Consider the following 25,088-nt stretch of genomic DNA (forward strand, 5'->3'; position numbering starts at 1 on the left):
TTTTCGGCCTCCTGCTTGGCCTCGTCCATGATGTTCTCGACGCTGCGGGCACCTTCGGCGGCGGATTTCACGCTTGCTGTCAGTTCATCGAGGGCGGCGGCGGTTTCCTCAAGGGTTGCGGCCTGGCTTTCGGTGCGATGCGACAGGTCGTCCGAGGACTGGCTGATCTCGGCCGCGCCATTGCGGATGCTGGCGGCGGACTCGACCACCTGCGAGACGGTGCCGTTGAGGTTCTCGACCGTCTTGTTGAAATCGAGCCGCAGCTGCTCGTAGTCTTCAGGGAAGGCACTGTCGATGGTGATGGTCAGATCCCCCTGAGCCAGCAACGACAGGCGCTCGGTCAGCTTGGTGACAACCACACCCTGTTCCGCGTCGCGTTTCTTCTGCTCCGCTTCCAGTTCCTTTTCGCGGATCAGCTTCTGGCGGAAAATGTCCAGCGACCGGGCCATCTGGCCAACTTCATCGCCGCGGCGCTTGCCGGAGATTTCCACGGTGTTGTCGCCATCCGCCAGGCCGGTCATGGCGCGGGTCAGAGAGACGACAGCCGCAGCAATGTTCGAGCCGATCAGCCAGGCTAGAAGACCGCCGACGATAACGGCTGTGGCCACGGCGCCCAGGATCATGGTTTCGGTCATGGCGGATGTCTCCGCCTTCGCGGCCTCGCGCTCTGCCATCAGCTCTTCTTCGACGGCCATGAAGTCTTCCATGATGGCGCGGAACTGATCGAAAAAGACCTTGCCGCGGGCCTCGCCAATCAGATCGGCCATGTCATCCATGGTCTTGGCGTCCCCGATGTCACGGCGCAGGTCGATGATTGGCGCAACGGCTTTTGCGCGCCACTCGGTGATGATCGTGCTGATTTCCGCCAGACGCGCGACCTGCTCCGGGTCGTCCTTGACGGTTTCGGACAGCTCGGCGACCAGTCGGTCAAATGTCTCGGCGCCCGTGTTCAAGGGGGTCATGAAGACCTCATCCCCGGCCAGGAGGAAGCCGCGCATGCCGGTTTCCATATCCACGGCTGCGGCAAGGATATCTTTGGCCGTGGCAATGACCCGATGGGTGTGATCGACCCATTTCATGGCATCATTGGCGGCACTGCCGCTGACATCGCCAAAGCTGGTAAGATCCGCAAAGGCGCGCGACCGGTCTACCAGCAAGTCCTCTTCGAAGGCGATGAAGCTGGAGATCAACTCTCGGAACCTGTCGAAATAGGCTTTCCCGGCGCCCTTTTTCACTTCTGCAGCCATGTCGTTCATGGTGGGCGCATCGCCGATATCGCGGCGCAGCTGGATCTGCGTTTCGGCAATCTTGGCCTGCCACTCGGTCAAGACCGCTTCAGCCTCTTTCAGGCGGGCGACCTGCGCGGGGTTGTCGCTCACGGTGTCCTGGAGCCTGGCCAGGGTGTCATGGGCGACGGTGCTGCCGGTTTCATAGGGGGCCAGAAACTCTGCCTGCCCGGCCAGAAGATAGCCGCGCATGCCGGTTTCCATGTCAACCGCGGCGGAGACAACCGTATCGGCTTCGGACAGGACGTGATGGGCATGAGTGACCCAGCGATCGGTGTCAGCCATGCGATTGAGATTCAGACTGGCGATCACGCCGATCGACAATGTCAGGATCAAGGGTCCGGCTGCAACCAGCATGACCTTTGTCTTCATGCGCATATTGGCGATTGAAAGGAATCGCGTCTTTGCGCCAGTGGAAGCTCCACCATTCATAATTGTAGTGCCTCTGTTCCGTTCGCGTCTGCGTAAGTATCGAATCGAAACCTTTGCAAAGACTTTATGGTCGCGCGCAAATCGGGGACAAAGTGCCGCGTTCAGCGACAGTCTGCAGGTCTGAAATCACCCCTCGCAGGCGGGACTTCAGCAGATATGGATCTGAAACAGGGGATGAGAGCCGCGCCCAGGTTTGATCCGTCGCGCGGCCCCCGGGCGCGACACGGAACAGGCGGCAAAGCCCGCTCCGTGTGCTGTGATGGATCGGTCAGGCCGGGCGCGACAGAAGGCTGCCTGGGCGGGCACGGGCCAGACCGGCTGTCAGGACACCGGCAATCACCGCTTTCAGGATGTCACCGGGGATAAAGATCAGGATCAGGGCGGCGGCTTCGGTGAAGGATTTGTCGAGCGTGATGGCCATGCCGCTCACTCCGAAAAGATAGAGCACAAGGATCCCTCCCAGGAGCGATGCCAGGATGGCGATGGGCAGCAGCGGCAGCGACCGCATGCGCTCCATGATCAGGCCGGTGACAAAGGCCGCGACCGGAAAGCCAAACAGGAAGCCCGCGGTGGGCGAGGCAAAGACGCCAAGGCCGCCGCGCCCGCCGGACAACAGCGGCAGGCCCAGAGCCACCAGCAGCAGGAACAGCAGCACCGCAAGCAAGCCGCGGCGGGCGCCCAGAACCGTGCCGCACAGCATGATGCCAAGGCTTTGCGCGGTGACCGGCACCCCAAAGGCAAGGGTAATCTGCGGGACAAGACCCAATGCGGCGGTCAGCGCTGCAAAAAGAGCGATATAGGCAACGGAACGTTCCATGGTGTTGTGATCCTTTCTTGCGCCTCGGTCACTGTGCCAAGGCGGGAATGTCAGTGAATGCCGCCCCGTGCCTTCAGCGCTTCGGCAACGTGATCGGCGTCATCCAGCGCCAGAACGGTCATAGGCAGGGCAATGCGCCAGGACGGGTGGCGCGCCGATCTGGCCCGCCAGGCCTCGATCAGTTGCGCGCCGCGCCGACCCAGCAGCGGGGTAAACCGGATGACCAGCGCGATTGCGATCTCCAGGGCGCGGGTCTTCAGCCCGATGTGCCGAAACGGGGTCAGCAGCCAGGCGGCTACATCGATCATGTCCGACAGGCGGCTGGTCATGGTGACGAAGTTGGCCAGCGCCACCGTATTGGCAAGGCGCAGGGCGATCATCAGACCTTTCTGAGGTGTGCCTTCGATTAGGTGCCATATCACGATAACGGCGAAGAAGGGCCAGAGGATGCGCAGGGTCTTCAGCCCGCTGCGCGCAAACAGAGAACCTGCACTGAGATAAAGCATCAAGGCCAGGGTCAGCGCGGCGACCTGCAGGATGATCGACTGCAGCGAGAACAGCATGAGGGTCGCGCCAGAGAGCGCGGCAAGTTTCCAGCCGACCGGAACCCGATGGGCCCAGGTTTCAAGCGGGGAGGTCAGAGAGATCATCCTGCGTCCCCCATTTGGTCATCTGGCTGGTAAAGGCGGGCAGCACCTCCGGTGCCGGGCCATCGGCCTTAAGTTGGCCGGCCTCGATCCAGAGCACCCTGTCGTAACTTTCCAGGTGCTGCGGGTCGTGCGATATGTGAAACAGCTGCGCATCCACCCTGTCTAGGCTTCTCTGCAGCTGCATGCGGGTGGAAATGTCCAGCCCCGCAAAAGGTTCGTCCAGGATGATGACACGCGGCGCCATGGACAGGATCGCCATCAGGCAGACCAGCTGTTTCTGCCCCTGTGACAGCAGATGCGTCGGCGCCTTTGCCCAATGGGATTTTCCGAACCGTGCAAGGATCTGGCTGACGCGGTCATCGGCATCTGCCTTGTCGAGACCCATCTGCCGCAGCCCAAATCCAAGCTCTTCTTCCACGGTGGGAAAGATGATCTGCCGATCCGGGTTCTGAAACAGGATGCCGACAAGACCAAGCGCGGCCTTGCGGTCTCGGAAAACATCCGTGCCTTCAATGCGCGCAGTGCCCTGGTCGGGGGCGACGAGGCCGCTGATGACCCGCGCCAGCGTGGTCTTTCCGGATCCATTTCGCCCGACGATCCCGACCCGCGGCTCCGCTGCTGAAAAAGAGATATCCTGCAAGACGTGTCTGGCGCCTGCGGTCAGGGTCACGCCCTTCAACTCCACCAGGGCCCCGAGAGGCGAAGGGGCCAAGCTTTGATCCGCTGTGGCAGATTTCACAGGCGGACTCCTTCCTGTTGAGCCGGGTCCGTCCAGACTGGCCTGTTCACACGGGCCTGTTCAGACGGGGAGGTCAAAAAACGATCCGGCTGGTGATAGCGGATTTTTTGCGTCTGGCAACGTGTTCCGACCTCAAAGAGGCGGAAATCTGGTCCTTGGCCTTGAATCAGGGTCAGGAAGTCTCAGGGAAATACCGCCCGGGCCATCCGTCACATCAGATCACATAGATCTGCACGGCAATCGCGTGATGATCACCCGGTGATGACCTGCGGATCAGCCCGATATCTGCAGGTGCAGCCCTGCGCCCGGAAACAGCCGCGCGGTCGCGGCGCGCTCGGCCAGGGGCGGGCCGTCAAAGTAGCCTTGCAGGTAGTCGACATTGCATTCCTGCAGCAGGGTACGGTGCTCTTCGGTCTCAGCGCCCTCTCCTGTGACGCTCATGCCCAGGGCATGACCCAGCTCGGCGATGGCCACGACAATGGCCTTGGTTTCATCCGACTCGGGCAGCTTCGAGACAAAGGCCGCGTCCACTTTGATCTTGTTCACCGGGAATTTCTGCAGGTAGCTGAGCGATGAATAGCCCATGCCAAAATCATCAAGGGCGACGGTGATGCCAAGCCGTTGCAGGGCTTCGATTTCACGCAGGGCGGACTGGCCGCTGGACAGAACCACGGTTTCGGTGATCTCGGCCTCTACCGCGCTTGCGGGGCAACCGGTTTCATAGAGGCAATCGTTGACGAATTCATCCACCTGCGAGCCGAACAGTTTTGGCGACAGGTTGACCGCGACCCGGCCCTTGAAGCCCAGGTCATGCCAGCGTGCCGCTGCGCGGAAGGCATGGGTCATGATCTGATAGGTCAGCTCGCGGATGAGACCGCATTCCTCGGCAACCGGGATGAACTCGCCCGGAGAGATGCTGCCAAGGTGCCGGTGGTGCCAGCGTGCCAGGGTTTCAAACCCCACGATTTCACCGGTTTTCAGGCAGGTCTGTACCTGGAAAACCGGGCGAATGCCGTCTTCCTTCAGGGCCGCGCGCAACTCGCGCTCCAACAGTGCCTTGCGCTTGATGGCGGTTTCCAGATCCCTGTGGAAGATCTCGACCCGGCCGCGGCCGCTGTTCTTGGCCTCGTAAAGCGCCAGATCGGCACAGCGAATCCCATCGGCGGCGCGGGCATCGTGCCCGGCCAGGGTGGCGATGCCTGCGCTCATGCCGGTGTGCAGGACGTTGCCGCTGACGGTCAGCGGTTTGGACAGGTCATAGACGAGGGAATTGGCGATATTGGTCAGCCGGTCTTCGCTGTCTGCACCTTTGACGACAATGGCGAATTCGTCGCCGCCCAGTCGCGCGGCCAGAGCGTTGGTACTGCTGCTGCTGGCCTGGAATTTATCCGCGACCACTTTCAGCAGGGCATCCCCGGTGGGATGACCCAGAGTGTCGTTGATGGTCTTGAAGTGATCCAGATCCGCCAACAGGAGCGAGACCTGCGCGCCGGTATCCAGCCAGTCTGCCAGGGTCTGCTCCAGCAGGCGCCGGTTGGCAAGCCCGGTCAGGCTGTCATGTTCGGCCAGGTATTTCACCCGTGCCGCCTGTCGCGCCTGATCGCTGTGGTCGGTCGCAAGCAGCAGTGTTCCCAGGTAAAGCCCGTCTTCGTCGCGGATGGGACCACCGCGCACCAGCAGGTTCAGCTCCTCGCCGCTGTTGAAATGGGTCACACAGGCTTCCGCGGCAAAGTCCTGCCCGGCGGCGACTCGTTCTTCGATCTGTTCGGCCACCTCCTCGGGGAGCCAGGATCGGAAGTTCAGCCGCTCCCCCTCGCGGGCGTCGGCAAAGAAGATACCGGCATTGGCGTTGGAGAAGACGACATTGCCGGTTTCATCCGTCAGGATGACCCCGTCGCGCGTGGATTTCAGGGCGCGGTGGATCCTTTTGCGTTCCCGTCGGTCGGTCTCGGTGCTTTGCGCGCGAAGATCCTCCATTTCGATCTCGCTGCGCCGCATCTGTTCCAGCGCCTGTGCCAGCATCCCGATTTCGTCCGTGCGGTGCTGGTGGGGGATGCGGGTATCCAATCGACCATTGCGCAGATCGACGATCGCGCGGCCAATGGTGGTCAGGGGTTTAGAGATCCGGGACAGGGCAAAAATGGCGCTGCCAGTGACCAGCACAAACACGATGGCCGAGATCAGCGCGTGACGGAGCGTTGCCTCCATCAGCTGGTCGGTAATGGTTTCTATGGGCAGAGTGAGATGCAGATAGCCAAGAACCTCTGCATGGCCATTGCGAACAAGGGTAATCGTATGGGTGTTTACCACGTCGTCGGCATTTGGCACGTAGTCCGGCGCGATGATCGTCGTGATGTCTTCGCCGTTCGGCCAGGTCACCTGTGCGATACCCACCTGCCCCGTGTGTGCAAGCTGTTGCAGCGCTTCTTCCACCCTGGGTATGTCAAACTCCGACAGAGGTTGCGACATTGCGGTTGCCGCCAGGCGTGCCAACAGATCCGCCCGCCTGTTCATGCTGTCGGTCAGGTGTTCGCGGTGATCGTAGCTTTCAAATAGCAACCCAACGGCCAGAATCAGAAATACCGGGACCAGAACGCCCAGCAATATCTGCCTTCGCAGGGTTTTGGGTTTGAAGGACATCATACCCACCTACCCCAACAGCTTGTAAGGCTTTGAGGTCTTGCGGGAGCGTTGCAAGAGGGGGTGCAGCCGCGTACTGCGTGTCACTCTGGCGGGGGTATGGTCCGGACGTGCGGCACGGGCCAGCGATGACAGAACTGCCACTGCACTCATCACCAAGAGGAACTCAACGAGGCCGGAACTCCACATTTAGTCTGCACCTTTTAAAACCGGACGGATCCAAAGGTGCCGAATTCGGGTTAATTGAATCTCTGCATGAGGCGGAAAACCACGTAAAAACCCCGTTTTGACAGGGGTTTTGTCTGGAAAACTTTAGTTGAAATCATGTCATTCAATCGGCCTGAGTGCATGCGGATGCAGCTTACGGATGGCTGGCAAAGGGGGCTGCATCTCCCCAGAGCTGCCGCACACGGGCATCGCGTCCGCAGGCCTGGCGGTAGCGTTTGTAGGCTGCGGCCTGCCGTTTGGGGCCAAAGCGGGTAAAGACCAGGCTGTCACCCTTGTAATAGTCCTGATGGTAGTCTTCGGCCGCGTAGAAGGGACCGGCATCCAGGATCGGTGTCACCACGGCCTGTCCCAGCTCACGTTGTGCCTTGGCCTTTGCCTGTTCCGCGAGGCTCCGTTCATCGCCGCCCTTCACGAAAACGGCGGTGCGATAGCTGTCGCCACGATCACAGAACTGCCCGCCTGCATCCGTGGGATCGACCGAGCGGAAGAACATATCCAGCAGCGTCGCGCGGCTGACTTTGGCGGGGTCAAAATGGATCTGGACCGCCTCGTAATGGCCGGTGCCGCCGCGGGTGACCTCCTTGTAGGTGGGGTTCTTCGTGCTGCCACCAGCATAGCCCGAGACCGCCTCGACCACGCCGGGTACGGATTCGAAATCGCTTTCGACGCACCAGAAGCAGCCGCCCGCAACGGTCAGCACCTGGGGGCTTGCGGCATGGGCTTCATGGCCGCGCAACAGGCCCGCCGTCAGGATGAGGATGGCCAGGGAAACCTGTTTGATGTGATGCAATGTCTTCATCGGTGCCTCCGTTTTGCAAACACCCTGACGGCTGCCTCATTTTTGCTCAACCGGCTGTCATCAAATGTCACGCACAGGTGAGCGCAAGTTACCGCTTGGAAATTGGATCCAATCTGGCTAGCGTGCCGCAAAAGGAGGGTCCGATGACTGAAAAAATGAGCACCCATCAGGCGGAAGAAGACCAGCGCAACGAAGAGATCCTCATCTATCTGAACGGGAAGATCGTGCCCAAGGCCGAGGCCACCGTCAGCGTCTATGACAGCGGTTTCATGCTGGGCGATGGCGTCTGGGAAGGCTTGCGCCTGTATAACGGCACCTGGGCCTTCATCGACGAGCACCTCAACCGTCTGTTCGAGGCGGCCAAGGCCATCGATCTGGACATTGGCCTGTCGAAGAAAGGCGTGAAACAGGCGGTGCTGGACACGCAAAAGGCCAATGGCATGACCACGGACGCCCACGCCCGGCTGATGGTGACGCGCGGCCCGAAAACGCGGCCCTTCCAGCACCCGAGCCTGTCGCAGCAGGGGCCGACTATGGTGATCATCATGGAGCATTCCCGCCCCAACCTGCCGCGTCCGATCAATCTGGCCACGGTGCCGCATATCCGGGGTCTGCCGATGAGCCAGGATCCCAAGCTGAACTCCCATTCGAAACTGAACTGCATCCTCGCCTGTATCGCCGCCGAAAAGGCAGGCGCGGACGAGGGGCTGATGCTGGATGTGAATGGCTTTGTGAACACCACCAACGCCTGCAACTTCTTTATCGTGCGCGGCGGGGAGGTTTGGACCTCGACCGGGGACTACTGCATGAACGGCATCACCCGGCAGAAGGTGATCGATCTGTGCCGCGCCAATGATATCCCGGTGTTTGAGCGCAACTACTCGCTGGTGGACACCTATGGTGCGGATGAGGCGTTTCTGACCGGCACCTTCGGGGCGCAGACTCCGGTTGGCATGATTGACGGGCGCCAGATCGGCACGGGCGAGATGGGTCCGATGACCAAACGGATCCGCGCGCTTTACAAGGCATTGATCGAAAAGGAGTGCGCCTGATGCGGATTGCAATGTGGTCGGGGCCGCGGAACCTGTCGACGGCGATGATGTATGCCTTTGGAAACCGGGGCGATTGCGCGGTGGTGGATGAGCCGTTCTATGCGGCCTATCTGAAGATGACGGGCCTCGATCATCCCATGCGCGAGGAGATCCTGGAGAGCCAGAACCAGGATCCGGCAGCGGTGGCCGATATGCTGTTGGGCGACATCCCTGCGGCGAAACCGGTCTACTACCAGAAACACATGAGCCAGCACATGATCCCCGGCATGCCGCGTGACTGGATGCGGGAGGTGACCAATGTCTTCCTGATCCGTCACCCGGCGCGGGTTATCGCCTCTTATGCGGCGAAACGCGAGAACCCGACGCTGGACGATATCGGCTTCCGTCAGCAGGCCGAGCTTTATGACCTTTGCCGCAGCTGGGGCCAGTCGCCGGTGGTGGTCGATAGCTACGACATTCGCCAGAACCCGGGCGAAAAGCTGGAACAGATGTGCGAGGCGATCGATCTGCCCTATTCGCCCAAGATGCTGTCCTGGCCAAAGGGGGGCCACAAGGACGACGGCGTCTGGGCTGCGGTCTGGTACGGCGCGGTCTGGACCTCGACCGGATTTGCTGGCCCCGAGGGCGATCTGCCCGAGGTGCCCGATCATCTGCAACCGGTGTTGGAGGCGGCGATGCCCTATTACGAGCAGTTGAAGGCAGTGAAGATCTGAACCGAAAACCGTGGCAGGCTGGTCAGCCGATCAGCTTGCCCAGTTTCATCGCCACGCCCATGTCGCCGGTGATCTTGATCTTGCCCATCATCACGGCGGTCATCGGGTTCAGCTTGCCGGTCAGCAACTTCTTCAGGTTCTCCTGCGACAGGCGCAGGGTGCAGTCCGTTTCGCTGTCTTCGGTGGTTGCCGTGCCATCGGCCAGAACGATGACACCGTCCTCGCCGCAGTCGAATTTCAGCGAACCATCAAAGCTTTTGCCGGACAGGCCGGACTGGATACCGGCGGCGATGTCTTGAAGGGCCATCGGGGGATCTCCTCTTGCTTGACCTTCGGGTTAAGCAAGGGGGATGCGCCGGGCAAGCATGACCAAGGGGGAGGGGGGCCTCAGGCCTGGCTGAGTGCCTCAATCGTGAGCGGGCAGGGGCTGCCGCCATAGAAGGTGTCGATCACCTGTTTGAAGTCCCCCGGCGCATCCGGCACGGCGGCAAACAGCGTCATGGAGGAGCGCAGTTTCTTCGCGTCCACCTTGCCAAGGATCGCGGCGGCGTCCTGATCTGCGTGCGACAGCATCAGTCGGACAACCTCGGTCAGGCGCGGCCCTAGAACCTCGTGACCCAGGTAGGCCTTGGCCTCGGACAGGTCTTCAATCCCGTACAGTTGCGCCATGTGGGATTTGCCAAGTTCGGCCAGTTGCGGGAAGACGAACCACATCCAGTGGCTCGTCTTTTTACCCGCGGAAAGTTCGCTCAGGACATCGGACCAGACCGTGTCCTGGGCTTCGACGAACATCTCCAGCTCTTCTTCGAAGTCATCCTCGAAGTCGCCGTCTATGTCGTAATCGTCGCTCACTTCTTCAGGCGGCGCTCACGCGCGGCCAGCAGCTTCAGACGCAGGGCGTTGAGTTGGATGAAGCCCGCCGCGTCCTTCTGATCATAGGCGCCGGCGTCCTCTTCAAAGGTCACATGGGCCTCGGAGTAAAGCGAGTGCTCGGAATCGCGCGCCACAACAAAGGCGGAGCCTTTGTAAAGCTTCAGGGTCACGGTGCCGGTGACATGTTCCTGGCTCTTGTCGATCAGGGCCTGCAGCATCTCGCGTTCGGGGCTGTACCAGAAGCCGTTGTAGATCAGCTCGGCATAGCGCGGCATGATCGAATCCTTCAGGTGGCCTGCGCCGCTGTCCAGGGTGATCTGCTCGATGCCGCGGTGTGCCGCCAGCAGGATGGTGCCGCCGGGGGTTTCGTAGATGCCGCGGGACTTCATGCCGACGAACCGGTTTTCCACGAAGTCGAGGCGGCCGATGCCGTGCTTGCGGCCGTATTCGTTCAGCGCGGTCAGGATGGTGGCCGGGCTCATCGCCTCGCCGTTGATCGAGACCGCATCGCCCTGCTCGAACCCGATGGTGATCACTTCCGGCGTATCCGGCGCATCCTCGGGGCTGACGGTGCGCTGGTAGACGTAATCGGGCGCCTGTTCGGCGGGATCTTCCAGCACCTTGCCCTCGGAGGAGGTGTGCAAAAGGTTCGCATCGACCGAGAAGGGCGCTTCGCCGCGCTTGTCCTTGGCGATCGGAATCTGGTTCTTCTCGGCAAACTCCAACAGGCGCGTGCGCGAGGTCAGGTCCCATTCCCGCCAGGGGGCGATCACCTTGATATCGGGGTTCAGCGCATAGGCGGCCAGTTCAAACCGCACCTGGTCGTTACCCTTGCCGGTGGCGCCATGGGCCACGGCATCCGCGCCGGTTTCAGCGGCGATTTCCACCAGACGTTTCGAGATAAGCGGACGTGCAATCGAGGTGCCCAGAAGGTACTCGCCCTCATACAGAGCATTGGCGCGGAACATCGGGAAGACGAAGTCCTTCACGAACTCTTCGCGCACGTCTTCGATGTAGATGTTTTCCGGCTTGATGCCCAGCATCTCGGCCTTCTTGCGGGCGGGCTCCAGCTCTTCGCCCTGGCCCAGATCGGCGGTAAAGGTCACCACCTCGCAGCCATATTCGGTCTGCAGCCATTTCAGGATGATCGACGTATCAAGGCCGCCAGAGTAGGCCAGCACAACTTTCTTGGGCGCGGACATGGGTTTTCCTCTTGATCAGAACGTCTGCGGCGTAACGGGTTTTGCGGGCAAGGGCAAGGTTCGCCGGGTTTTCCTTGTCTTGCCGCCCGCAAAACGTGCAATAACGCTGGGACGACTATTTACAGGAGAGATTACCCCGTGACCGGCTGGAAGATATTTTCACATTCCGTGTTCTTGCTGAACCATAACCTGAAGGATGCGGTGCGCATCTCTTCGCCGCTGATCGTGATGATGGTCATTAGCATGGTGATGGGCGGAGCGGATATTGCAGCGGGCGACGTGCTCAATCCGAACGCGCAAGCTTCCCCGAATATTCTGCTGCAACTGGCGACCGGGATCGCGGGGCTCTGGGTTGCTGTCGCCTGGCACAGATTCGTGCTTCTTGAGGAGAGGGGAGGGATTGTCCCGACGTTCCACGGGCGGCAGATGGTGAGCTATTTTCTTGTCTTTCTGTTCATAACCATAGCGCTCTTTGTGGTCGGATTTTCCCTCGGATTTTGCCTTGGGTTCCTGATTGCCCTTCTGGGTGGCACATCCACGGTATTTATGCCCGTTCTCATGATTGTCCTGTTTATTGCCTTCCTTTGGATCTTTTATCGTTTGTCACCGATGTTGCCAGCGGCGGCCTTGGGCCAACGAATTGGTCCAAAAACAGCCTGGAATGCGACCGCCCCTATTTCCGTTTCTGTTTTGTGGGCGGCCATTTTATTGATCATCTTCATGGTGGTGGGCGGCGCAGCTGCTGTGTTCATTGTGATGCAAGTAAGTGCGTTGATCGGCATTTTGACGCTTGGTGTGGTGCAATGGGCCGCCACGATGGCGGGTATCAGCATCCTGACCACGATCTACGGCGTCGCGGTAGAAAGCCGTGAGATCTGATTTCCGGTATTCTTTTGCATGCTTTGCGCCTGCCCCTTGCCTTGGGGGCGGGCTTGGGTCACTGAAAGGGTATGAGCGATTTTCAGACCCGGTTCAAAGATGCCGCCCGCGCCGCCGAGGCGGCCATGCGCGAGGTGTTTCCCGCAACACCCCTGCAGCGCAATGTCCACCTCTCCGAACGCTTCGAGGCGGATATCTACCTCAAACGCGAGGACCTGAGCCCGGTCCGCTCCTACAAGATCCGCGGTGCCTTGAACGCCATGCGCAAGCAGCCCGATCAGGCGCTGTTCGTCTGCGCCTCAGCTGGGAACCACGCGCAGGGCGTCGCCTTCATGTGCAAGCACATGGACAAACGCGGTGTGATCTTCATGCCGGTCACTACCCCGCAGCAGAAGATCCAGAAAACCCGCATGTTCGGCGGTGACAATATCGAGGTGCATCTGACCGGCGACTACTTCGATGATACGCTGGCCGCCGCGCAGGAGTGGTGCGCGCGCGAGGGCGGGCATTTCCTGTCGCCCTTTGACGATACGGATGTGATTGAAGGTCAGGCCTCCATCGCGGTGGAGATCGAGGAGCAGTTTGGCGGCACGCCGGACCATGTGATTCTGCCGGTGGGCGGGGGTGGTATGTCCTCGGGCGTTGCGACCTTCTTTGGCGATGCGGTGCATTGCCTGTTTGTCGAGCCCAACGGCGGCGCCTGTCTGCGCGCAGCCATCGCGGCCGGGCATCCGGTGGCGCTTGATAAGGTGGATACCTTCGTTGATGGCGCGGCGGTGGGCACCATCGGGGCGCAGCCTTTTGATCTGTTGAAACACATCCCGCTGCCGGATGTGATCACCATTTCAGAGGACCGGATCTGCTCCACCATCATCGAGATGCTGAACGTCGAGGGCATCGTGCTGGAACCCGCCGGTGCGCTGGCGGTGGAGGCGCTCAATGATGTGCGCTCCTGGATCCGCGGCAAAAGCGTGGTTTGCGTCACCTCGGGCGGCAATTTCGATTTCGAGCGCCTGCCAGAGGTCAAGGAACGCGCGCTGCGCTATTCGGGGATCAAGAAATACTTCCTGCTGCGCCTGCCCCAGCGGCCCGGCGCACTGAAGGAATTCCTCAATATCCTTGGCCCCGAGGATGACATCGCCCGGTTCGAGTATCTGAAGAAATCGGCGCGCAACTTCGGCTCGGTGCTGATCGGGATCGAGACGAAACGGCCGGAGAATTTCTCGGCGCTCTTTGCCCGCCTGGATGCGGCAGGCATGACCTACACGGATATCACCAGTGACGAGACCCTGGCTCAGTTTCTAATCTGACGGTTGCCGATCTGTCGGCAGGCCTGGGTGTCAGGCCAGGGCCGGCAGTTTCGACAGGAAATCTGCCTTGGACTGTTCATAGGAGGTGACGACGGCTGCCAGATCCACGGAAGCGGCGGCGCCCTCGGCCGATTGACGCTCGCCGGTCAGGCACAGGCTCGAGAAGTCATCAAAGCCGAGGTTCAAGGCGCTGCCCTTGAGAAAGTGCAGATCCTGTTCCAGGGCGCTGCGGTCGTCCGTGCGCAGCTTGCTGATCACGCCTTCCACCTCTTCCAGGAACAGTTCGACAACTTCATCAAAGTCTTCAGCGCCGACTTCCTCGCGAAGCTCCTTGACGCGCGGCCAATTGATCATGGCAAAAGTTCCCGCTTCTTTTTCCTTGGTAAGTATTTCATAAGGTCCAACCAGTAAATTTTGGATGAAAGATTGCGTGGATCGAATTTTAGATTTCACGCGCCGTTAAAGAACTGGCCGGATACTGCGCCCATTGCGGGCCTATTCGTTGCTAGTGTATGAGGTATCGATAGTTGTTGCCAGACAGTCCAGTGGACCATGAGGAAAACGCCATGAGCGGTTCGATCAACCGTGTTCTGGTTGTCGATGACAGTCGGCTGCAGCGTCGAATCCTTGTGGCGTCTCTGAAGAAGTGGGGATTTGACGTCCTGGAGGCTGAGGGCGGCGAAGAGGCGATGGAGATCTGCCTGCAGGATCCGCCCGATCTGATCCTTAGCGACTGGATGATGCCGGGGATGAACGGCATCGAGTTCTGCCGCGAGTTCCGCAGGCAATCAACTGAAAACTATAGCTATTTTATCCTTCTGACCTCGAAGAGCGAAAAGAACGAGGTGGCCGAAGGGCTGGATGCGGGCGCCGATGACTTCCTGACCAAACCGGTCAGTTCGGATGAGCTGCGCGCGCGGATCTCGGCCGGAGAGCGAATCCTGCGCATGCAGCGGGAGCTGTCAGAGAAGAACCGCATCGTCTCGGAAACCCTGGGCGAATTGCAGCGGGTCTATGATGCGATCGACAAGGATCTGATCCAGGCGCGGAAGATCCAGGAATCACTTGTACCGGAACTCTCGAAAAGCTTTGGCTCCTCGACGGTCAGCCTGCTGCTCAAACCCTGTGGCCATATCGGTGGCGATCTTGTGGGTATGTTCTGCCCGGGTGTGAACCGAATCGGCTTTTATTCCATCGATGTGTCGGGCCACGGCATCACCTCGGCGATGATGACCGCGCGTCTGGGCGGGTATCTCTCTTCGACCTATTTCGATCAGAATGTCGGCATGGAAAAGCGGTTCAACCGGTTTTACGCCCTGCGACAACCGGAAGAGGTCGCCAGCCTGCTGAACGCGCGTCTGATCGCGGATACCGGTATCGAAGAATACTTCACCATGGCCTATTGCATCGTCGATCTGCGCAGCGGCGTGCTGAAGATGGTGCAGGCCGGGCATCCGCACCCGCTGCTCCTGCGCAAGGACGGCACCGCGGAATTCATCGGCAAGGGCGGTGTGCCCGTCGGCCTGGTGCCCGATATCGGATATACTCAGGAAGAGTTGATACTGGAAAAGGGCGACCGTCTGCTGCTTTACTCCGACGGGTTCACCGAGGCACGTCTGGAGAATGGCGAAATGCTGGAGGCCGAGGGGCTGCTTGAGTTGATCAAGAAATGCGACGGCAGCCAGAGCGGTAAGGAATTCCTGGACGATCTCTATTGGAACCTGACCCAGATCCTGTCGCAGGAGCATGGTCTGGAAGATGATGTTTCCGCGACCCTGTTCGAATACGAAGGCCCCTAGGCGCAGGATCCATTGACCCTACGCCACTGGTCCCAGATCCTTGACGTATCCGGACGGCCGCAACTGCTGCCCGGTCGCACTCCCGCCAATCGCGCGGTGATCTCAGATCACCGGCTCCTGTTGGGCTGGGCTGCACGCTGTCGCGTGCAGCGGTTGCTCTGCTGTGCACAGGGATCAATCTGTCACGAGCGCAGCGCGCTTGCGCGCTGCCGGGCCCAAGCCTCGACCCGAGGCCCCAGGGGCCGATCAGGTCGGGCGCGGGAGGGCACCGGCTGCCGTATTTCGGGCGCTACGATGGACGTGCCGTGATCGGTGTTCAGCCACAGAACCGGGCTGCAAAATGCCGATCACCGGGGTTGCCGAGGTGTTTCATCGCCTCTTGCCCCGTCATCCACAGTGCTTCGTGACCCGGTTCTTTCGGGGGGCCCAACCGACGCAGGGGGCGGGCCATGTAGATCTGGCACAGTTTTTCCGCCCAGAGATCGTATTCCGGCATAAAGACGAAGCGGCGAAAGGTGCCGAGCCTGCGGGGACGACCGATGCTCCAGCCGGTTTCCTCGAAAACCTCGCGGTGCAGGGCGGGAATGGGGGCCTCGCCCGGATCAATGCCGCCGCCCGGCAGTTGGATGTCCGGCTCCGGATCCATCTGGCAGGTCAACAGCAACTTACCGTCCCGCGGCAACAGTGCGTAGATCCCCGGCCTGATCCTGTAGTCCCGCCCGGTCTCTGGCGGCTCACCAAAACGCCTGATCACTTGCGCCCCCTTCACTCCAAATGGGAAAACCCTATATAGGCTCGATATGCCAACCTCCGGCGTGTAAGGAAACCCCATGACACTTGGTTCGAAAATCGCGTGGGACGATACGGTCCTGCCCTTCCAGCTTGATGCCTCCGACATGCGGGGCCGCGTGGCGCGTCTTGATGGTGTGCTTGATGGCATTCTGAAGCAGCACGACTACCCGCCCCAGGTCGAGGCGCTGGTGGCCGAGATGGCCTTGCTGACCGCGCTGATCGGTCAGACGATCAAGCTGCAGTGGAAGCTGTCGCTGCAGGTGCAGTCCAAGGGCGCCGTGCGCATGATCGCGACCGACTACTATGCGCCCCAGGCCGAAGGTGAACCTGCCAAGATCCGCGCCTACGCCAGCTATGATGCGGCGCGGCTCACGCCGGGTCTGCCCTTTGACCAGGTGGGCGAGGGCTATTTTGCCATCATGATCGACCAGGGCCAGAACATGCAGCCCTACCAGGGGATCACCCCGCTGGCGGGCGGATCGCTTTGTGCCTGCGCCGAGGCCTATTTTGCCCAGTCCGAACAACTGCCGACGCGGTTCAGCCTCAGCTTTGGCAAGTCTTCCGAGCCGGGCGTGTCCGAGCACTGGCGCGCGGGCGGGGTGATGCTGCAGCATATGCCCAAGGCCTCGCCCTTTGCTGCCGAACTGCAGGGGCGCGGCGATATCCTGAACGCCGATGATCTGGTTTCGGGTGACACGCAGGAGAACTGGAATCGCGTCAACATGCTCTTGGAGACAGTCGAGGATCTGGAGCTGATCGGCCCGAGCGTGACGCCGACTGATCTGCTGGTGCGTCTGTTCCACGAGGAAGGCCCGCGGGTCTTTGATGCGCAGCAGGTGCAATTCGGCTGCACCTGTTCCGAGGAACGCGTGCGCAACAGCCTGTCGATCTACTCGGCCAAGGACCTGGAAAAGATGACCACCGAGGAGGGCCGGGTCACGGCGGATTGCCAATTCTGCGGCGCCCATTACGATCTGGACCCAAAGACGCTGGGCTTTGACGCCGAGAACCCGCCATCCTAGAGTTGCAAAACTGAACAGGCCCACAGATGCATGACACTCCCGAGGAGCTGACAGACCGCCTCCGCCGTGCCGTTGAGGTGGGGCCGGGGGATGGCTCTTCGGACTTCGATCTGAACCCCGATTTCACCCTGCCGCCGGGGCGCAAACTGCGTCCTGCGGGGGTGCTGGTTCCCATCTCGCTGGCGGGAGCCGAGCCGCGCGTGATCCTGACGAAACGCTCCTCTGCCCTGAAGCACCATCCGGGACAGATCGCCTTTCCCGGCGGCAAGGTGGATGAGGGCGACCGGGATGTGACCCATGCCGCCCTGCGCGAAGCCTGGGAAGAGATCGGCCTGCCCCAGGACCTGCCCGAGGTGATCGGCCATCTGCCCACCCATGAAACGGTGACCAGTTTTCAGGTAACACCTGTGGTTGCCATCCTGCGTTCGGGGTTTGAGATCCGCCCCGAGGCGGGCGAGGTGGACGAGGTCTTCTCGGTGCCGCTCACCCATGTGCTTGATCCGCGGAACTACATCGTTGAATCCCGCCGCTGGATGGGGACACGCAGGCGCTATTACACGGTGCCCTTTGGTCCCTATTATATCTGGGGGGCCACGGCGCGGATGCTGCGCCAGTTTGCGGATCGGATGGGGACGTGATGCGGATCACCGAAGACTGGCTGACCGCACCTGAGACCCAAGCGGTCTGTGCCGCGCTGACGGCCGAGGGGGCAGAGGCGTTCTTCGTGGGGGGCTGTGTGCGCAATGCGCTGCTGGGGGCTCCGGTTTCGGACATCGACATTGCAACGGATGCAACGCCCGAAGTGGTACTGGAACTGGCGAAAAAGGCCGGGATCCGCGCGGTGCCGACCGGGATTGATCATGGCACCGTGACTTTGATCGAAGGCGGTATCCCGCATGAGGTCACCACCTTCCGCAAGGATGTGGCCACCGATGGTCGCCGCGCGGTCGTGGCCTTTGCCACCGATATCGCCGAAGACGCCGCACGGCGCGATTTCACCGTCAATGCGCTTTATGCCCGTCCCGATGGCAGTATCGTCGATCCCCTGGGGGGCATGCCGGATCTTGAGGCGCGGCGCATCCGATTTATTGGCACTGCAGAAGACCGCATTCGCGAGGATTACCTGCGCTCGCTGCGCTATTTCCGTTTTCATGCCTGGTATGGCGATCAGGCGGCGGGCTTTGACCCGGATGCACTGGCGGCGATTGCGGCCAATCTGGACGGGCTGGAACGGCTCTCGCGCGAACGTGTGGGGACGGAACTGCTGAAACTCCTTGCCGCGCCCGATCCGGCACCCGCGATTGCGGTGATGCGGCAGACGGGGGTCTTGGCGCAGATCCTGCCGGGGGCGGAGGACCGCGCGCTGGCACCGCTCCTCCATCTGGAAGGGCAGGCCGGGCTGGCATCCGATCCGATCCGGCGTCTGGCCAGCATCAGCGCAGGTTTGGATCTGCAGGATCCCTTGCGGCTCAGCAAGGAGCAGGCGCGCAGGCTGGACCGTCTGTACGAGGCCGCAACCGGCACCATGGGGCCGGGTGAACTGGGCTATCGATTGGGGGCAGAGCAGGGGCGCGATGCGCTGATCCTGCGCGCGGCCCTTATGGAGCAGCCCCTGGCATCAAAGGCGCTGGAAGAGGCGGACCACGGTGCCGTGCAGAGCTTCCCGGTGGTGGCGGGCGACCTGATGCCGGGCCTGAGCGGCGCTGCGCTGGGCGCCGAATTGAAGCGGCTGGAGGCGGCCTGGATCGCCTCGGGGTTTGTCCTGGATCGCGCCCAGCTTCTGGCTCTTTCGCGCCACTGAAGGCGCCCCAGTCACATTTTGAGACATTGCAGGGGTGACAAAGCCGATCTGCGCCGCTATCCCTATGCCCGAACGAAAGGCACCGGAAGGAATGCTCATGTATTACGGGATCTGGTACAGCTAACGCCGATACCGCCCGTTTGTCAGGGGTCGTACGGCACCCATCTGACGCATGTATTGCATTCTGAATTTGCTCAAGCGATTGGAGCACCCGCCATGTTTCGTTTCTTCGAAAACCTCATTGATCCCTATTGCGACTATCCTGAACGGGATGCACCTCCGACCCGTCTGTGGCCGTTCCTGCGTGACTATGCGCGGCCCTTCAAAACCGTGTTTGTGCTGACTGGCCTGATGTCGGTTGTGGTCGCCTCGATCGAGATCGGGCTGATCTACTACATGGGCCGGATTGTCGATCTTCTGGGGGGATCACCGGCGCAGGTCTGCCAGGATCATGGCACCGAGCTGATCACCGTTGCCCTTTTCATCCTGTTGTTGAGACCCGTCCTGCAGCTGTTGGACGTGCTGCTGCTGAACAACAGCATCCTGCCCAATTTCGGCACGCTGATCCGCTGGCGGGCGCATCGCCATGTGCTGCGCCAGTCTGTCAGCTGGTTCGAGAATGACTTTGCCGGCCGTATCGCCAACCGGATCATGCAGACGCCTCCGGCGGCGGGCGAAGTGGTGTTCCAGGTGTTTGACGCCATCACCTTTTCGCTGGCCTATCTGGTGGGGGCGGGGGTCATGCTGATGGCGGCGGATGTGCGCCTGATGCTGCCGCTGGCGATCTGGTTCGTCCTGTATGGCCTGTTGGTGCGCTGGACGATCCTGCGCGTCGGCCCGGCGAGCGAGGCCGCCTCGGACGCGCGCTCCACCGTCACGGGGCGGGTGGTGGACAGCTATTCCAACATCCACTCGGTCAAGATGTTCGCTCATGACGACCGCGAACTGTCTTATGCCAAAGAGGCCATCGAGGAAACACGCCGCACCTTCCAGGTGGAGATGCGCATCTTCACCGTGATGGACGGCGTTCTGGTCACGCTGAACGGGTTGTTGATCGTGGGCGTTGTCGGCTGGGCCTTCCTGCTGTGGATGCAGGGTTCGGCTTCGGTCGGGGCAGTGGCGGCGGCCACGGCGCTGACCTTGCGGCTCAATGCGATGACCGGCTGGATCATGTGGGCGCTGACCTCCTTCTTCCGCCAGCTTGGCGTGGTGGCCGAGGGCATGCGCACCATTGCCCAGCCGATTGCCCTGGTGGACCGCCCGGATGCAGCGCCCTTGCAACTGACCAAGGGCGAGATCGAGCTGAATGATCTGTCGCATCACTACGGGCGCGAGGCGGGCGGGCTGGAGGCCATCAATCTGACCATCCACCCCGGCGAAAAGATTGGCCTGATCGGACGGTCCGGCGCGGGCAAATCGACCTTGGTGAAGCTCTTGCTGCGGTTTTATGACCCTGACAAGGGGCAGATCCTGATCGACGGTCAGGACATTGCCACAGTGACGCAGGATAGTCTGCGCAGCCATATCGGCATGGTGCAGCAGGACAGCGCGCTCTTGCATCGTTCGGTGCGGGACAACCTCCTGTATGGGCGCCCGGATGCCAGCGAGGACGAGATGATAGCCGCCGCCCGTCAGGCTCAGGCGCATGAGTTCATCCTCGATCTTGAGGATCCGCAGGGCCGCAGGGGCTATGATGCCCATGTGGGGGAACGTGGCGTGAAACTCTCGGGTGGCCAGCGGCAGCGGATCACCCTGGCGCGGGTGATCCTGAAGGACGCACCGATCCTTCTGCTGGACGAGGCGACATCGGCGCTGGATTCCGAAGTGGAGGCCGCCATTCAGGAAACCCTTTATGGGATGATGGAAGGGAAGACCGTGATCGCCATTGCCCACCGGCTGTCCACCATCGCCCAGATGGACCGCATTCTGGTGCTGGATCAGGGTCACATCGTCGAAGAAGGCAGCCATGACGCGCTTTTGCAAAAGGGCGGCCTATATGCTCAGTTCTGGGCGCGCCAATCGGGCGGGTTCCTCAATGCAGAGGCGACAGAGCAATGCTGAAATCCTTTCTCGACCGGTGGCTTGATCCCTTCCGCCCGGCCTCTGGCCCGCCGCCCTCCACGCTGATGGGGTTCACGCGCTGGGCGCTGGCGGGGGCCTGGCCGGTGCTGGGGGTCTTTGTGATCCTGTCGGTGCTGGCGGGGGGCATGGATACGCTCAACGCCTTCCTGCTGGGCTATATCATCGATACAGCGGTAGAGGCGGGACCGGCGGCGTTCTTCACCCAGCACATGCCGGTGGTCATCGCCTTTGTCGCCTTTTTTCTGCTGTTTCGCCCGGCGATCCTTGGGCTGGGCGCCTTTGCCAATGCGGTGCTGGTGCAGCCCTTCATCTCTCCCTTGATCCTGTCGCGGCTCAACACCTGGGTGCTGGGGCAATCGGTCAGCTATTTCGACGATGATTTTGCAGGCCGCATTGCCCAGAAGCAGATGCAGACCGCCAATGCCATGACCAATGTCGCGGTCGAAGGCATCAACGTGGTGATCTTCGGCCTGGCGGCCCTTGCCTCTACCTTTGTCCTGCTGGGGTCGATCGACTGGCGGATCACCCTGCTGTTTGCACTCTGGCTCATCGGGTATTTCGCGCTGATCCGCTACTTTCTGCCGCGTGTCCGCAAACGCTCGGGCAAGATGGCGGGCGCGCGGGCGATGGTCTCGGGGCAGGTGGTCGACACCATCACCAATATCAAGACGGTGAAACTGTTTGCCCATGCCGACAACGAGGAGGAAAGCGCCAAGGGCGCCATGGCGAACTACCGCGAGGCGCGGCTGCATCTGGGCACCCTGTCGGCCAGCTTCCGGTTCTTCCTGATGGGCTGCGCCGGGGTGCTGCCGGTGATGATGATCGGCGCCTCGTTGATGCTGTGGCAGGCGGGGCAGGCCACCGAGGGTGATATCGTCGCCGCGGGCACCATCGCCATTCGCCTGGCGCAGATGACCGGCTGGCTCAGCTTTGCCCTGATGGGGATCTACGCCAACGTGGGCGAGGTCGAAAACGGCATCAAGACGCTGGCGCGGTTCGACCGGATCACCGATACGGAGGGGGCCCGCGATCTCACCGTTGGCGAAGGGCAGGTGCAATTCGATGATGTCAGCTTCTCCTATGGCCGTGACATTGGCGGCGTGCGCGGGATCGACCTGACCATCCACCCCGGTGAGAAACTGGGCATCGTCGGCGCATCGGGAGCGGGGAAATCCACGCTGGTGTCGCTGCTTCTGCGCCTTTACGACCCCGAAGGCGGCCGCGTGCTGATCGACGGGCAGGACGTGGCCCATGTCACGCAGGACTCCTTGCGCCGTCAGATCGGCATGGTCACGCAGGAAACGGCGATGTTCAACCGCTCGGCCCGCGAAAACATCCTCTATGGACGCCCGGATGCCAGCGAGGCAGAGCTGATCGCCGCCGCGAAAAAGGCCGAGGCGCATGAGTTCATCCAGGATCTGGCTGATGGGCAGGGGCGCTCGGGCTATGACGCGCATCTGGGCGAGCGGGGCGTGAAGCTCTCGGGCGGGCAGCGCCAGCGGATCGCCCTGGCCCGCGCCATTCTGAAAGACGCGCCGATCCTGGTGCTGGACGAGGCGACATCGGCGCTGGATTCCGAGGTTGAGGCTGCGATCCAGACCGCGCTGGAACGGGTGATGGACGGCAAGACGGTGCTGGCCATCGCGCACCGGCTGTCCACCCTCAGCGAGATGGACCGGATCATCGTCATGGAGCAGGGCGAGATGGTCGAGACCGGCAGCCATGAGGAGCTTCTGGCGCTGGGCGGGCGTTACGCGCAGTTCTGGGCGCGCCAGTCCGGTGGCTTTATCGGCACCGATGACGATGAGGCCACGCAGGCTGCGGAATAGTGCGGCCCTGCGAAAGTTTCGCGTGGTTTGTCCCTTTTGCAAAGGGCAGGCGCAGTCTATCTAGGCCCCATGACAGACGCAGCCAGAACCACAGCTACGATCCTGCGCCTTGGCGCGCAGGGGGACGGGGTCGCCGAAGGCCCGCTTTTTGCCCCCCGCACCCTGCCGGGCGAGGTCATCAGCGGTGTTGCCAGCGGCAGCCAGCTGACCGACATCCGTATCGAAACCCCGTCCGAGGCGCGCGTGCAGGCGCCCTGCCGCCACTACAAATCCTGCGGTGGCTGCCAGTTGCAGCACGCAAGCGATGGCTTCGTCGCGGGTTGGAAGGTCGAGGTGGTTCGAAACGCGCTGAAGGCGCAGGGGCTGGAGGCCGACTTCCGCCCCATCCATACCTCGCCTGCCCAGAGCCGCCGCCGCGCCACCCTGACCGTGCGCCGCACCAAGAAGGGCGCGATGGCGGGCTTTCATGGCCGCGCATCCGACGTGATCACCCCGATCCCCGACTGTCACCTGCTGGATCCTGCGCTGATCCGCGCGATCCCCCTGGCCGAGGCGCTCGCCATGGCGGGGGCCAGCCGCAAGACGCTGCTGTCTGTGACGATCACCACCTCCGAGGTGGGGCTTGATGTCATGGTGCGCGATGGCAAGCCGCTGGACGGTCCCCTGCGGGTGGAGCTGGCGCGGATTGCCGGGCAGAACGGAGTTGCACGCCTCACCTGGGAGGACGAGCAGGTCGCGATGGAGCAGCCGCCAGTGCAGGTCTTTGGCGCGGCCCGTGTCTGCCCGCCTCCCGGTGCCTTCCTGCAGGCGACCAAAGATGGCGAGGCGGCCCTGCTGGCGGCGGTGCAGGAAATCACCAAAGGTGCCAAACGGATTGTCGATCTCTTCGCGGGCTGCGGCACCTTTGCGCTGCCGCTGGCCAGGGACGCCGAGGTGCATGCGGTCGAGGGCGAGCGGGCGATGATCGCCGCGCTCGATGCAGGCTGGCGCCAGGCGCGGGGGCTCAAGAAGGTCACCAGCGAGGTGCGGGATCTGTTCCGAAACCCGCTATTGCCGGAAGACCTCAACCCCTTTGGCGCCCATTTCGAGGCCGCGGTGATCGACCCGCCCCGCGCGGGCGGAGAGGCACAGATTGCCCAGCTGGCCAAGGCCCGCACGCGCGTCATCGCCTATGTCTCATGCAACCCGGTGACCTTTGCCCGTGATGCCAAGACGCTGGTGGAGGCCGGATATCGGCTGAACTGGGTGCAGGTTGTGGATCAGTTCCGCTGGTCCGCCCATACGGAGCTGGCCGCCAGCTTCACCCTCAATTCCTGAATAGCAAATGCACGTGGAGTGACCACCGCAATGGATACCCTTCGCAAGATCCTCGACAGCGCTCGTTTCAGCCGGTTCATCACGGCGGTCATCCTGATCAATGCCGTGACGCTGGGCATGGAGACCTCTCCGGCGATCATGGAGCGGGTGGGTGCGCTGATTCTGCTGATCGACAAGATCTGCCTGTCGATCTTTGTGGCCGAGATCCTGGCCAAGCTGATCGTGGCGCGGCATCGGTTTTTCCTCAGCGGTTGGAACATCTTTGATTTCGTGATCGTCGGCATTGCGCTGATCCCGTCGGCGCAGGGGGTCTCTGTCTTGCGGGCGCTCAGGATCCTGCGGGTCTTGCGGGTGATTTCGGTGGCGCCGCGCCTGCGCCGGGTGGTCGAAGGCTTCATCACCGCCCTGCCGGGGATGGGGTCGGTCTTCCTTCTGATGGCGATTATCTTCTACATCGGCGCGGTGATGGCGACGAAGCTGTTCGGAGACAGCTTCCCGGAATGGTTCGGCAACCTTGGCCAAAGCGCCTATTCCCTGTTCCAGATCATGACGCTGGAAAGCTGGTCGATGGGGATCGTGCGCCCGGTGATGGAGGTCTACCCCTACGCCTGGGCCTTCTTCGTGCCCTTCATCATGGTCACCACCTTTGCGGTGGTGAACCTTCTGGTCGGTCTCATTGTCAACTCGATGCAGGATGCCCATGCGGAAGAAGACAACGTGCGCACCGATGCCTATCGGGACGAGGTGCTGTCCCGGTTGGAGGCGATCGAACGGCGGCTGACGGAAACCTCCGCAGACCGGCATGCAAATAAGTGATTTTGCCAAG

General features: G+C 61.7%; 23 protein-coding genes. 12 read left to right on the forward strand and 11 right to left on the reverse strand.

Annotated elements, in window-relative coordinates; translation table 11 throughout:
* The 6 genes from PXK01_RS01740 to msrA form a co-directional block, all read right to left on the reverse strand.
* A partial coding sequence (locus PXK01_RS01740) for a CHASE3 domain-containing protein (RefSeq protein ID WP_274858631.1) occupies positions 1-1,643 on the reverse strand: 1,643 nt, incomplete at its 3' end.
* Between the two features lie 343 nt (positions 1,644-1,986).
* Positions 1,987-2,535 carry a biotin transporter BioY gene (locus PXK01_RS01745; protein WP_274858632.1) on the reverse strand — a complete coding sequence of 183 codons (549 nt, stop codon included), beginning with the start codon at positions 2,533-2,535 and terminating at the stop codon, positions 1,987-1,989.
* Positions 2,536-2,585: 50 nt separating this feature from the next.
* Positions 2,586-3,185: an energy-coupling factor transporter transmembrane component T family protein gene (locus PXK01_RS01750; RefSeq protein ID WP_274858633.1), complete on the reverse strand. Its 600-nt coding sequence runs from the start codon at positions 3,183-3,185 to the stop codon at positions 2,586-2,588.
* A complete protein-coding gene (locus PXK01_RS01755; RefSeq protein ID WP_274848803.1) occupies positions 3,160-3,924 on the reverse strand; it encodes an energy-coupling factor ABC transporter ATP-binding protein in 765 nt (254 codons plus the stop codon). Before PXK01_RS01755 ends, PXK01_RS01750 begins: the two co-directional genes overlap by 26 nt.
* Positions 3,925-4,197: 273 nt before the next feature.
* Positions 4,198-6,564, reverse strand: a complete 2,367-nt coding sequence (locus PXK01_RS01760) for a putative bifunctional diguanylate cyclase/phosphodiesterase (protein ID WP_274858634.1) — start codon at positions 6,562-6,564, stop codon at positions 4,198-4,200.
* 361 nt (positions 6,565-6,925) lie between these two features.
* Complete coding sequence (gene msrA / locus PXK01_RS01765; RefSeq protein ID WP_274848801.1) at positions 6,926-7,591, reverse strand: peptide-methionine (S)-S-oxide reductase MsrA; 666 nt, start codon at positions 7,589-7,591, stop codon at positions 6,926-6,928.
* 143 nt (positions 7,592-7,734) lie between these two features.
* Here msrA and PXK01_RS01770 point away from each other — a divergent pair, with 143 nt between their 5' ends.
* Together PXK01_RS01770 and PXK01_RS01775 are read left to right on the forward strand one after the other, a co-directional pair.
* On the forward strand, positions 7,735-8,643 hold the full coding sequence (locus PXK01_RS01770) for a D-amino acid aminotransferase (protein ID WP_274858635.1): 909 nt from the start codon (positions 7,735-7,737) through the stop codon (positions 8,641-8,643).
* Positions 8,643-9,356: a sulfotransferase-like domain-containing protein gene (locus PXK01_RS01775; protein WP_274848799.1), complete on the forward strand. Its 714-nt coding sequence runs from the start codon at positions 8,643-8,645 to the stop codon at positions 9,354-9,356. The genes PXK01_RS01770 and PXK01_RS01775 overlap by 1 nt, the downstream gene beginning before the upstream one ends.
* A gap of 22 nt (positions 9,357-9,378) precedes the next feature.
* Here the strand turns inward: PXK01_RS01775 and PXK01_RS01780 are convergent, their stop codons facing one another.
* From PXK01_RS01780 to PXK01_RS01790, 3 genes are all read right to left on the reverse strand, one after another.
* On the reverse strand, positions 9,379-9,663 hold the full coding sequence (locus PXK01_RS01780) for an SCP2 sterol-binding domain-containing protein (protein WP_274848798.1): 285 nt from the start codon (positions 9,661-9,663) through the stop codon (positions 9,379-9,381).
* 80 nt (positions 9,664-9,743) lie between these two features.
* Positions 9,744-10,208, reverse strand: coding sequence for a DUF1810 domain-containing protein (locus PXK01_RS01785; RefSeq protein WP_274858636.1), 465 nt, complete (start codon positions 10,206-10,208; stop codon positions 9,744-9,746).
* Entirely contained in the window at positions 10,205-11,431 is a 1,227-nt protein-coding gene (locus PXK01_RS01790; protein ID WP_274858637.1) for an argininosuccinate synthase, read from the reverse strand. The genes PXK01_RS01785 and PXK01_RS01790 overlap by 4 nt, the downstream gene beginning before the upstream one ends.
* Before the next feature lie 138 nt (positions 11,432-11,569).
* Here PXK01_RS01790 and PXK01_RS01795 point away from each other — a divergent pair, with 138 nt between their 5' ends.
* Positions 11,570-12,310, forward strand: coding sequence for a hypothetical protein (locus PXK01_RS01795; RefSeq protein WP_274848796.1), 741 nt, complete (start codon positions 11,570-11,572; stop codon positions 12,308-12,310).
* Positions 12,311-12,381: 71 nt separating this feature from the next.
* On the forward strand, positions 12,382-13,620 hold the full coding sequence (gene ilvA, locus PXK01_RS01800; RefSeq protein ID WP_274848795.1) for a threonine ammonia-lyase IlvA: 1,239 nt from the start codon (positions 12,382-12,384) through the stop codon (positions 13,618-13,620).
* A gap of 30 nt (positions 13,621-13,650) precedes the next feature.
* On the opposite strand, the gene PXK01_RS01805 is transcribed toward ilvA, so the two are convergent.
* Complete coding sequence (locus tag PXK01_RS01805; RefSeq protein ID WP_274858638.1) at positions 13,651-13,974, reverse strand: Hpt domain-containing protein; 324 nt, start codon at positions 13,972-13,974, stop codon at positions 13,651-13,653.
* A 212-nt stretch (positions 13,975-14,186) separates the two neighbouring features.
* Here PXK01_RS01805 and PXK01_RS01810 point away from each other — a divergent pair, with 212 nt between their 5' ends.
* Positions 14,187-15,419: a PP2C family protein-serine/threonine phosphatase gene (locus PXK01_RS01810; RefSeq protein WP_446728413.1), complete on the forward strand. Its 1,233-nt coding sequence runs from the start codon at positions 14,187-14,189 to the stop codon at positions 15,417-15,419.
* A gap of 316 nt (positions 15,420-15,735) precedes the next feature.
* On the opposite strand, the gene PXK01_RS01815 is transcribed toward PXK01_RS01810, so the two are convergent.
* Positions 15,736-16,173: an NUDIX hydrolase gene (locus PXK01_RS01815; protein WP_274858640.1), complete on the reverse strand. Its 438-nt coding sequence runs from the start codon at positions 16,171-16,173 to the stop codon at positions 15,736-15,738.
* Between the two features lie 76 nt (positions 16,174-16,249).
* On the opposite strand from PXK01_RS01815, the gene hslO reads away from it, so the two are divergent.
* From hslO to PXK01_RS01850, 7 genes are all read left to right on the forward strand, one after another.
* Positions 16,250-17,233, forward strand: coding sequence for an Hsp33 family molecular chaperone HslO (gene hslO / locus PXK01_RS01820; protein ID WP_274848791.1), 984 nt, complete (start codon positions 16,250-16,252; stop codon positions 17,231-17,233).
* Positions 17,234-17,259: 26 nt separating this feature from the next.
* A complete protein-coding gene (locus PXK01_RS01825; protein WP_274858641.1) occupies positions 17,260-17,871 on the forward strand; it encodes a CoA pyrophosphatase in 612 nt (203 codons plus the stop codon).
* A complete protein-coding gene (locus tag PXK01_RS01830; RefSeq protein ID WP_274858642.1) occupies positions 17,871-19,034 on the forward strand; it encodes a CCA tRNA nucleotidyltransferase in 1,164 nt (387 codons plus the stop codon). The genes PXK01_RS01825 and PXK01_RS01830 overlap by 1 nt, the downstream gene beginning before the upstream one ends.
* 216 nt (positions 19,035-19,250) lie before the next feature.
* Positions 19,251-21,095: an ABC transporter ATP-binding protein gene (locus PXK01_RS01835; protein ID WP_274858643.1), complete on the forward strand. Its 1,845-nt coding sequence runs from the start codon at positions 19,251-19,253 to the stop codon at positions 21,093-21,095.
* Positions 21,089-22,945, forward strand: coding sequence for an ABC transporter ATP-binding protein (locus tag PXK01_RS01840; protein ID WP_274858644.1), 1,857 nt, complete (start codon positions 21,089-21,091; stop codon positions 22,943-22,945). Before PXK01_RS01835 ends, PXK01_RS01840 begins: the two co-directional genes overlap by 7 nt.
* 69 nt (positions 22,946-23,014) lie before the next feature.
* Positions 23,015-24,262 carry a class I SAM-dependent RNA methyltransferase gene (locus tag PXK01_RS01845; RefSeq protein WP_274858645.1) on the forward strand — a complete coding sequence of 416 codons (1,248 nt, stop codon included), beginning with the start codon at positions 23,015-23,017 and terminating at the stop codon, positions 24,260-24,262.
* 30 nt (positions 24,263-24,292) lie between these two features.
* Entirely contained in the window at positions 24,293-25,078 is a 786-nt protein-coding gene (locus PXK01_RS01850) for an ion transporter (RefSeq protein ID WP_274848784.1), read from the forward strand.
* Positions 25,079-25,088 lie beyond the last annotated feature (10 nt).

Source organism: Phaeobacter sp. PT47_59, from assembly GCF_028890025.1.
In the GTDB taxonomy this organism is placed as follows: Bacteria; Pseudomonadota; Alphaproteobacteria; order Rhodobacterales; family Rhodobacteraceae; genus Phycobacter.

Excerpts from the sequence above, each read along its gene's own strand:
- PXK01_RS01745 (WP_274858632.1), bottom strand. The coding sequence starts at position 2,535 with ATGGAACGTTCCGTTGCCTATATCGCTCTTTTTGCAGCGCTGACCGCC.
- PXK01_RS01750 (WP_274858633.1), bottom strand. The coding sequence starts at position 3,185 with ATGATCTCTCTGACCTCCCCGCTTGAAACCTGGGCCCATCGGGTTCCG.
- PXK01_RS01760 (WP_274858634.1), bottom strand. The coding sequence starts at position 6,564 with ATGTCCTTCAAACCCAAAACCCTGCGAAGGCAGATATTGCTGGGCGTT.
- msrA (WP_274848801.1), bottom strand. The coding sequence starts at position 7,591 with ATGAAGACATTGCATCACATCAAACAGGTTTCCCTGGCCATCCTCATC.
- PXK01_RS01770 (WP_274858635.1), top strand. The coding sequence starts at position 7,735 with ATGACTGAAAAAATGAGCACCCATCAGGCGGAAGAAGACCAGCGCAAC.
- PXK01_RS01775 (WP_274848799.1), top strand. The coding sequence starts at position 8,643 with ATGCGGATTGCAATGTGGTCGGGGCCGCGGAACCTGTCGACGGCGATG.
- PXK01_RS01780 (WP_274848798.1), bottom strand. The coding sequence starts at position 9,663 with ATGGCCCTTCAAGACATCGCCGCCGGTATCCAGTCCGGCCTGTCCGGC.
- PXK01_RS01790 (WP_274858637.1), bottom strand. The coding sequence starts at position 11,431 with ATGTCCGCGCCCAAGAAAGTTGTGCTGGCCTACTCTGGCGGCCTTGAT.
- ilvA (WP_274848795.1), top strand. The coding sequence starts at position 12,382 with ATGAGCGATTTTCAGACCCGGTTCAAAGATGCCGCCCGCGCCGCCGAG.
- PXK01_RS01805 (WP_274858638.1), bottom strand. The coding sequence starts at position 13,974 with ATGATCAATTGGCCGCGCGTCAAGGAGCTTCGCGAGGAAGTCGGCGCT.
- PXK01_RS01810 (WP_446728413.1), top strand. The coding sequence starts at position 14,187 with ATGAGCGGTTCGATCAACCGTGTTCTGGTTGTCGATGACAGTCGGCTG.
- hslO (WP_274848791.1), top strand. The coding sequence starts at position 16,250 with ATGACACTTGGTTCGAAAATCGCGTGGGACGATACGGTCCTGCCCTTC.
- PXK01_RS01825 (WP_274858641.1), top strand. The coding sequence starts at position 17,260 with ATGCATGACACTCCCGAGGAGCTGACAGACCGCCTCCGCCGTGCCGTT.
- PXK01_RS01830 (WP_274858642.1), top strand. The coding sequence starts at position 17,871 with ATGCGGATCACCGAAGACTGGCTGACCGCACCTGAGACCCAAGCGGTC.
- PXK01_RS01835 (WP_274858643.1), top strand. The coding sequence starts at position 19,251 with ATGTTTCGTTTCTTCGAAAACCTCATTGATCCCTATTGCGACTATCCT.
- PXK01_RS01840 (WP_274858644.1), top strand. The coding sequence starts at position 21,089 with ATGCTGAAATCCTTTCTCGACCGGTGGCTTGATCCCTTCCGCCCGGCC.
- PXK01_RS01845 (WP_274858645.1), top strand. The coding sequence starts at position 23,015 with ATGACAGACGCAGCCAGAACCACAGCTACGATCCTGCGCCTTGGCGCG.
- PXK01_RS01850 (WP_274848784.1), top strand. The coding sequence starts at position 24,293 with ATGGATACCCTTCGCAAGATCCTCGACAGCGCTCGTTTCAGCCGGTTC.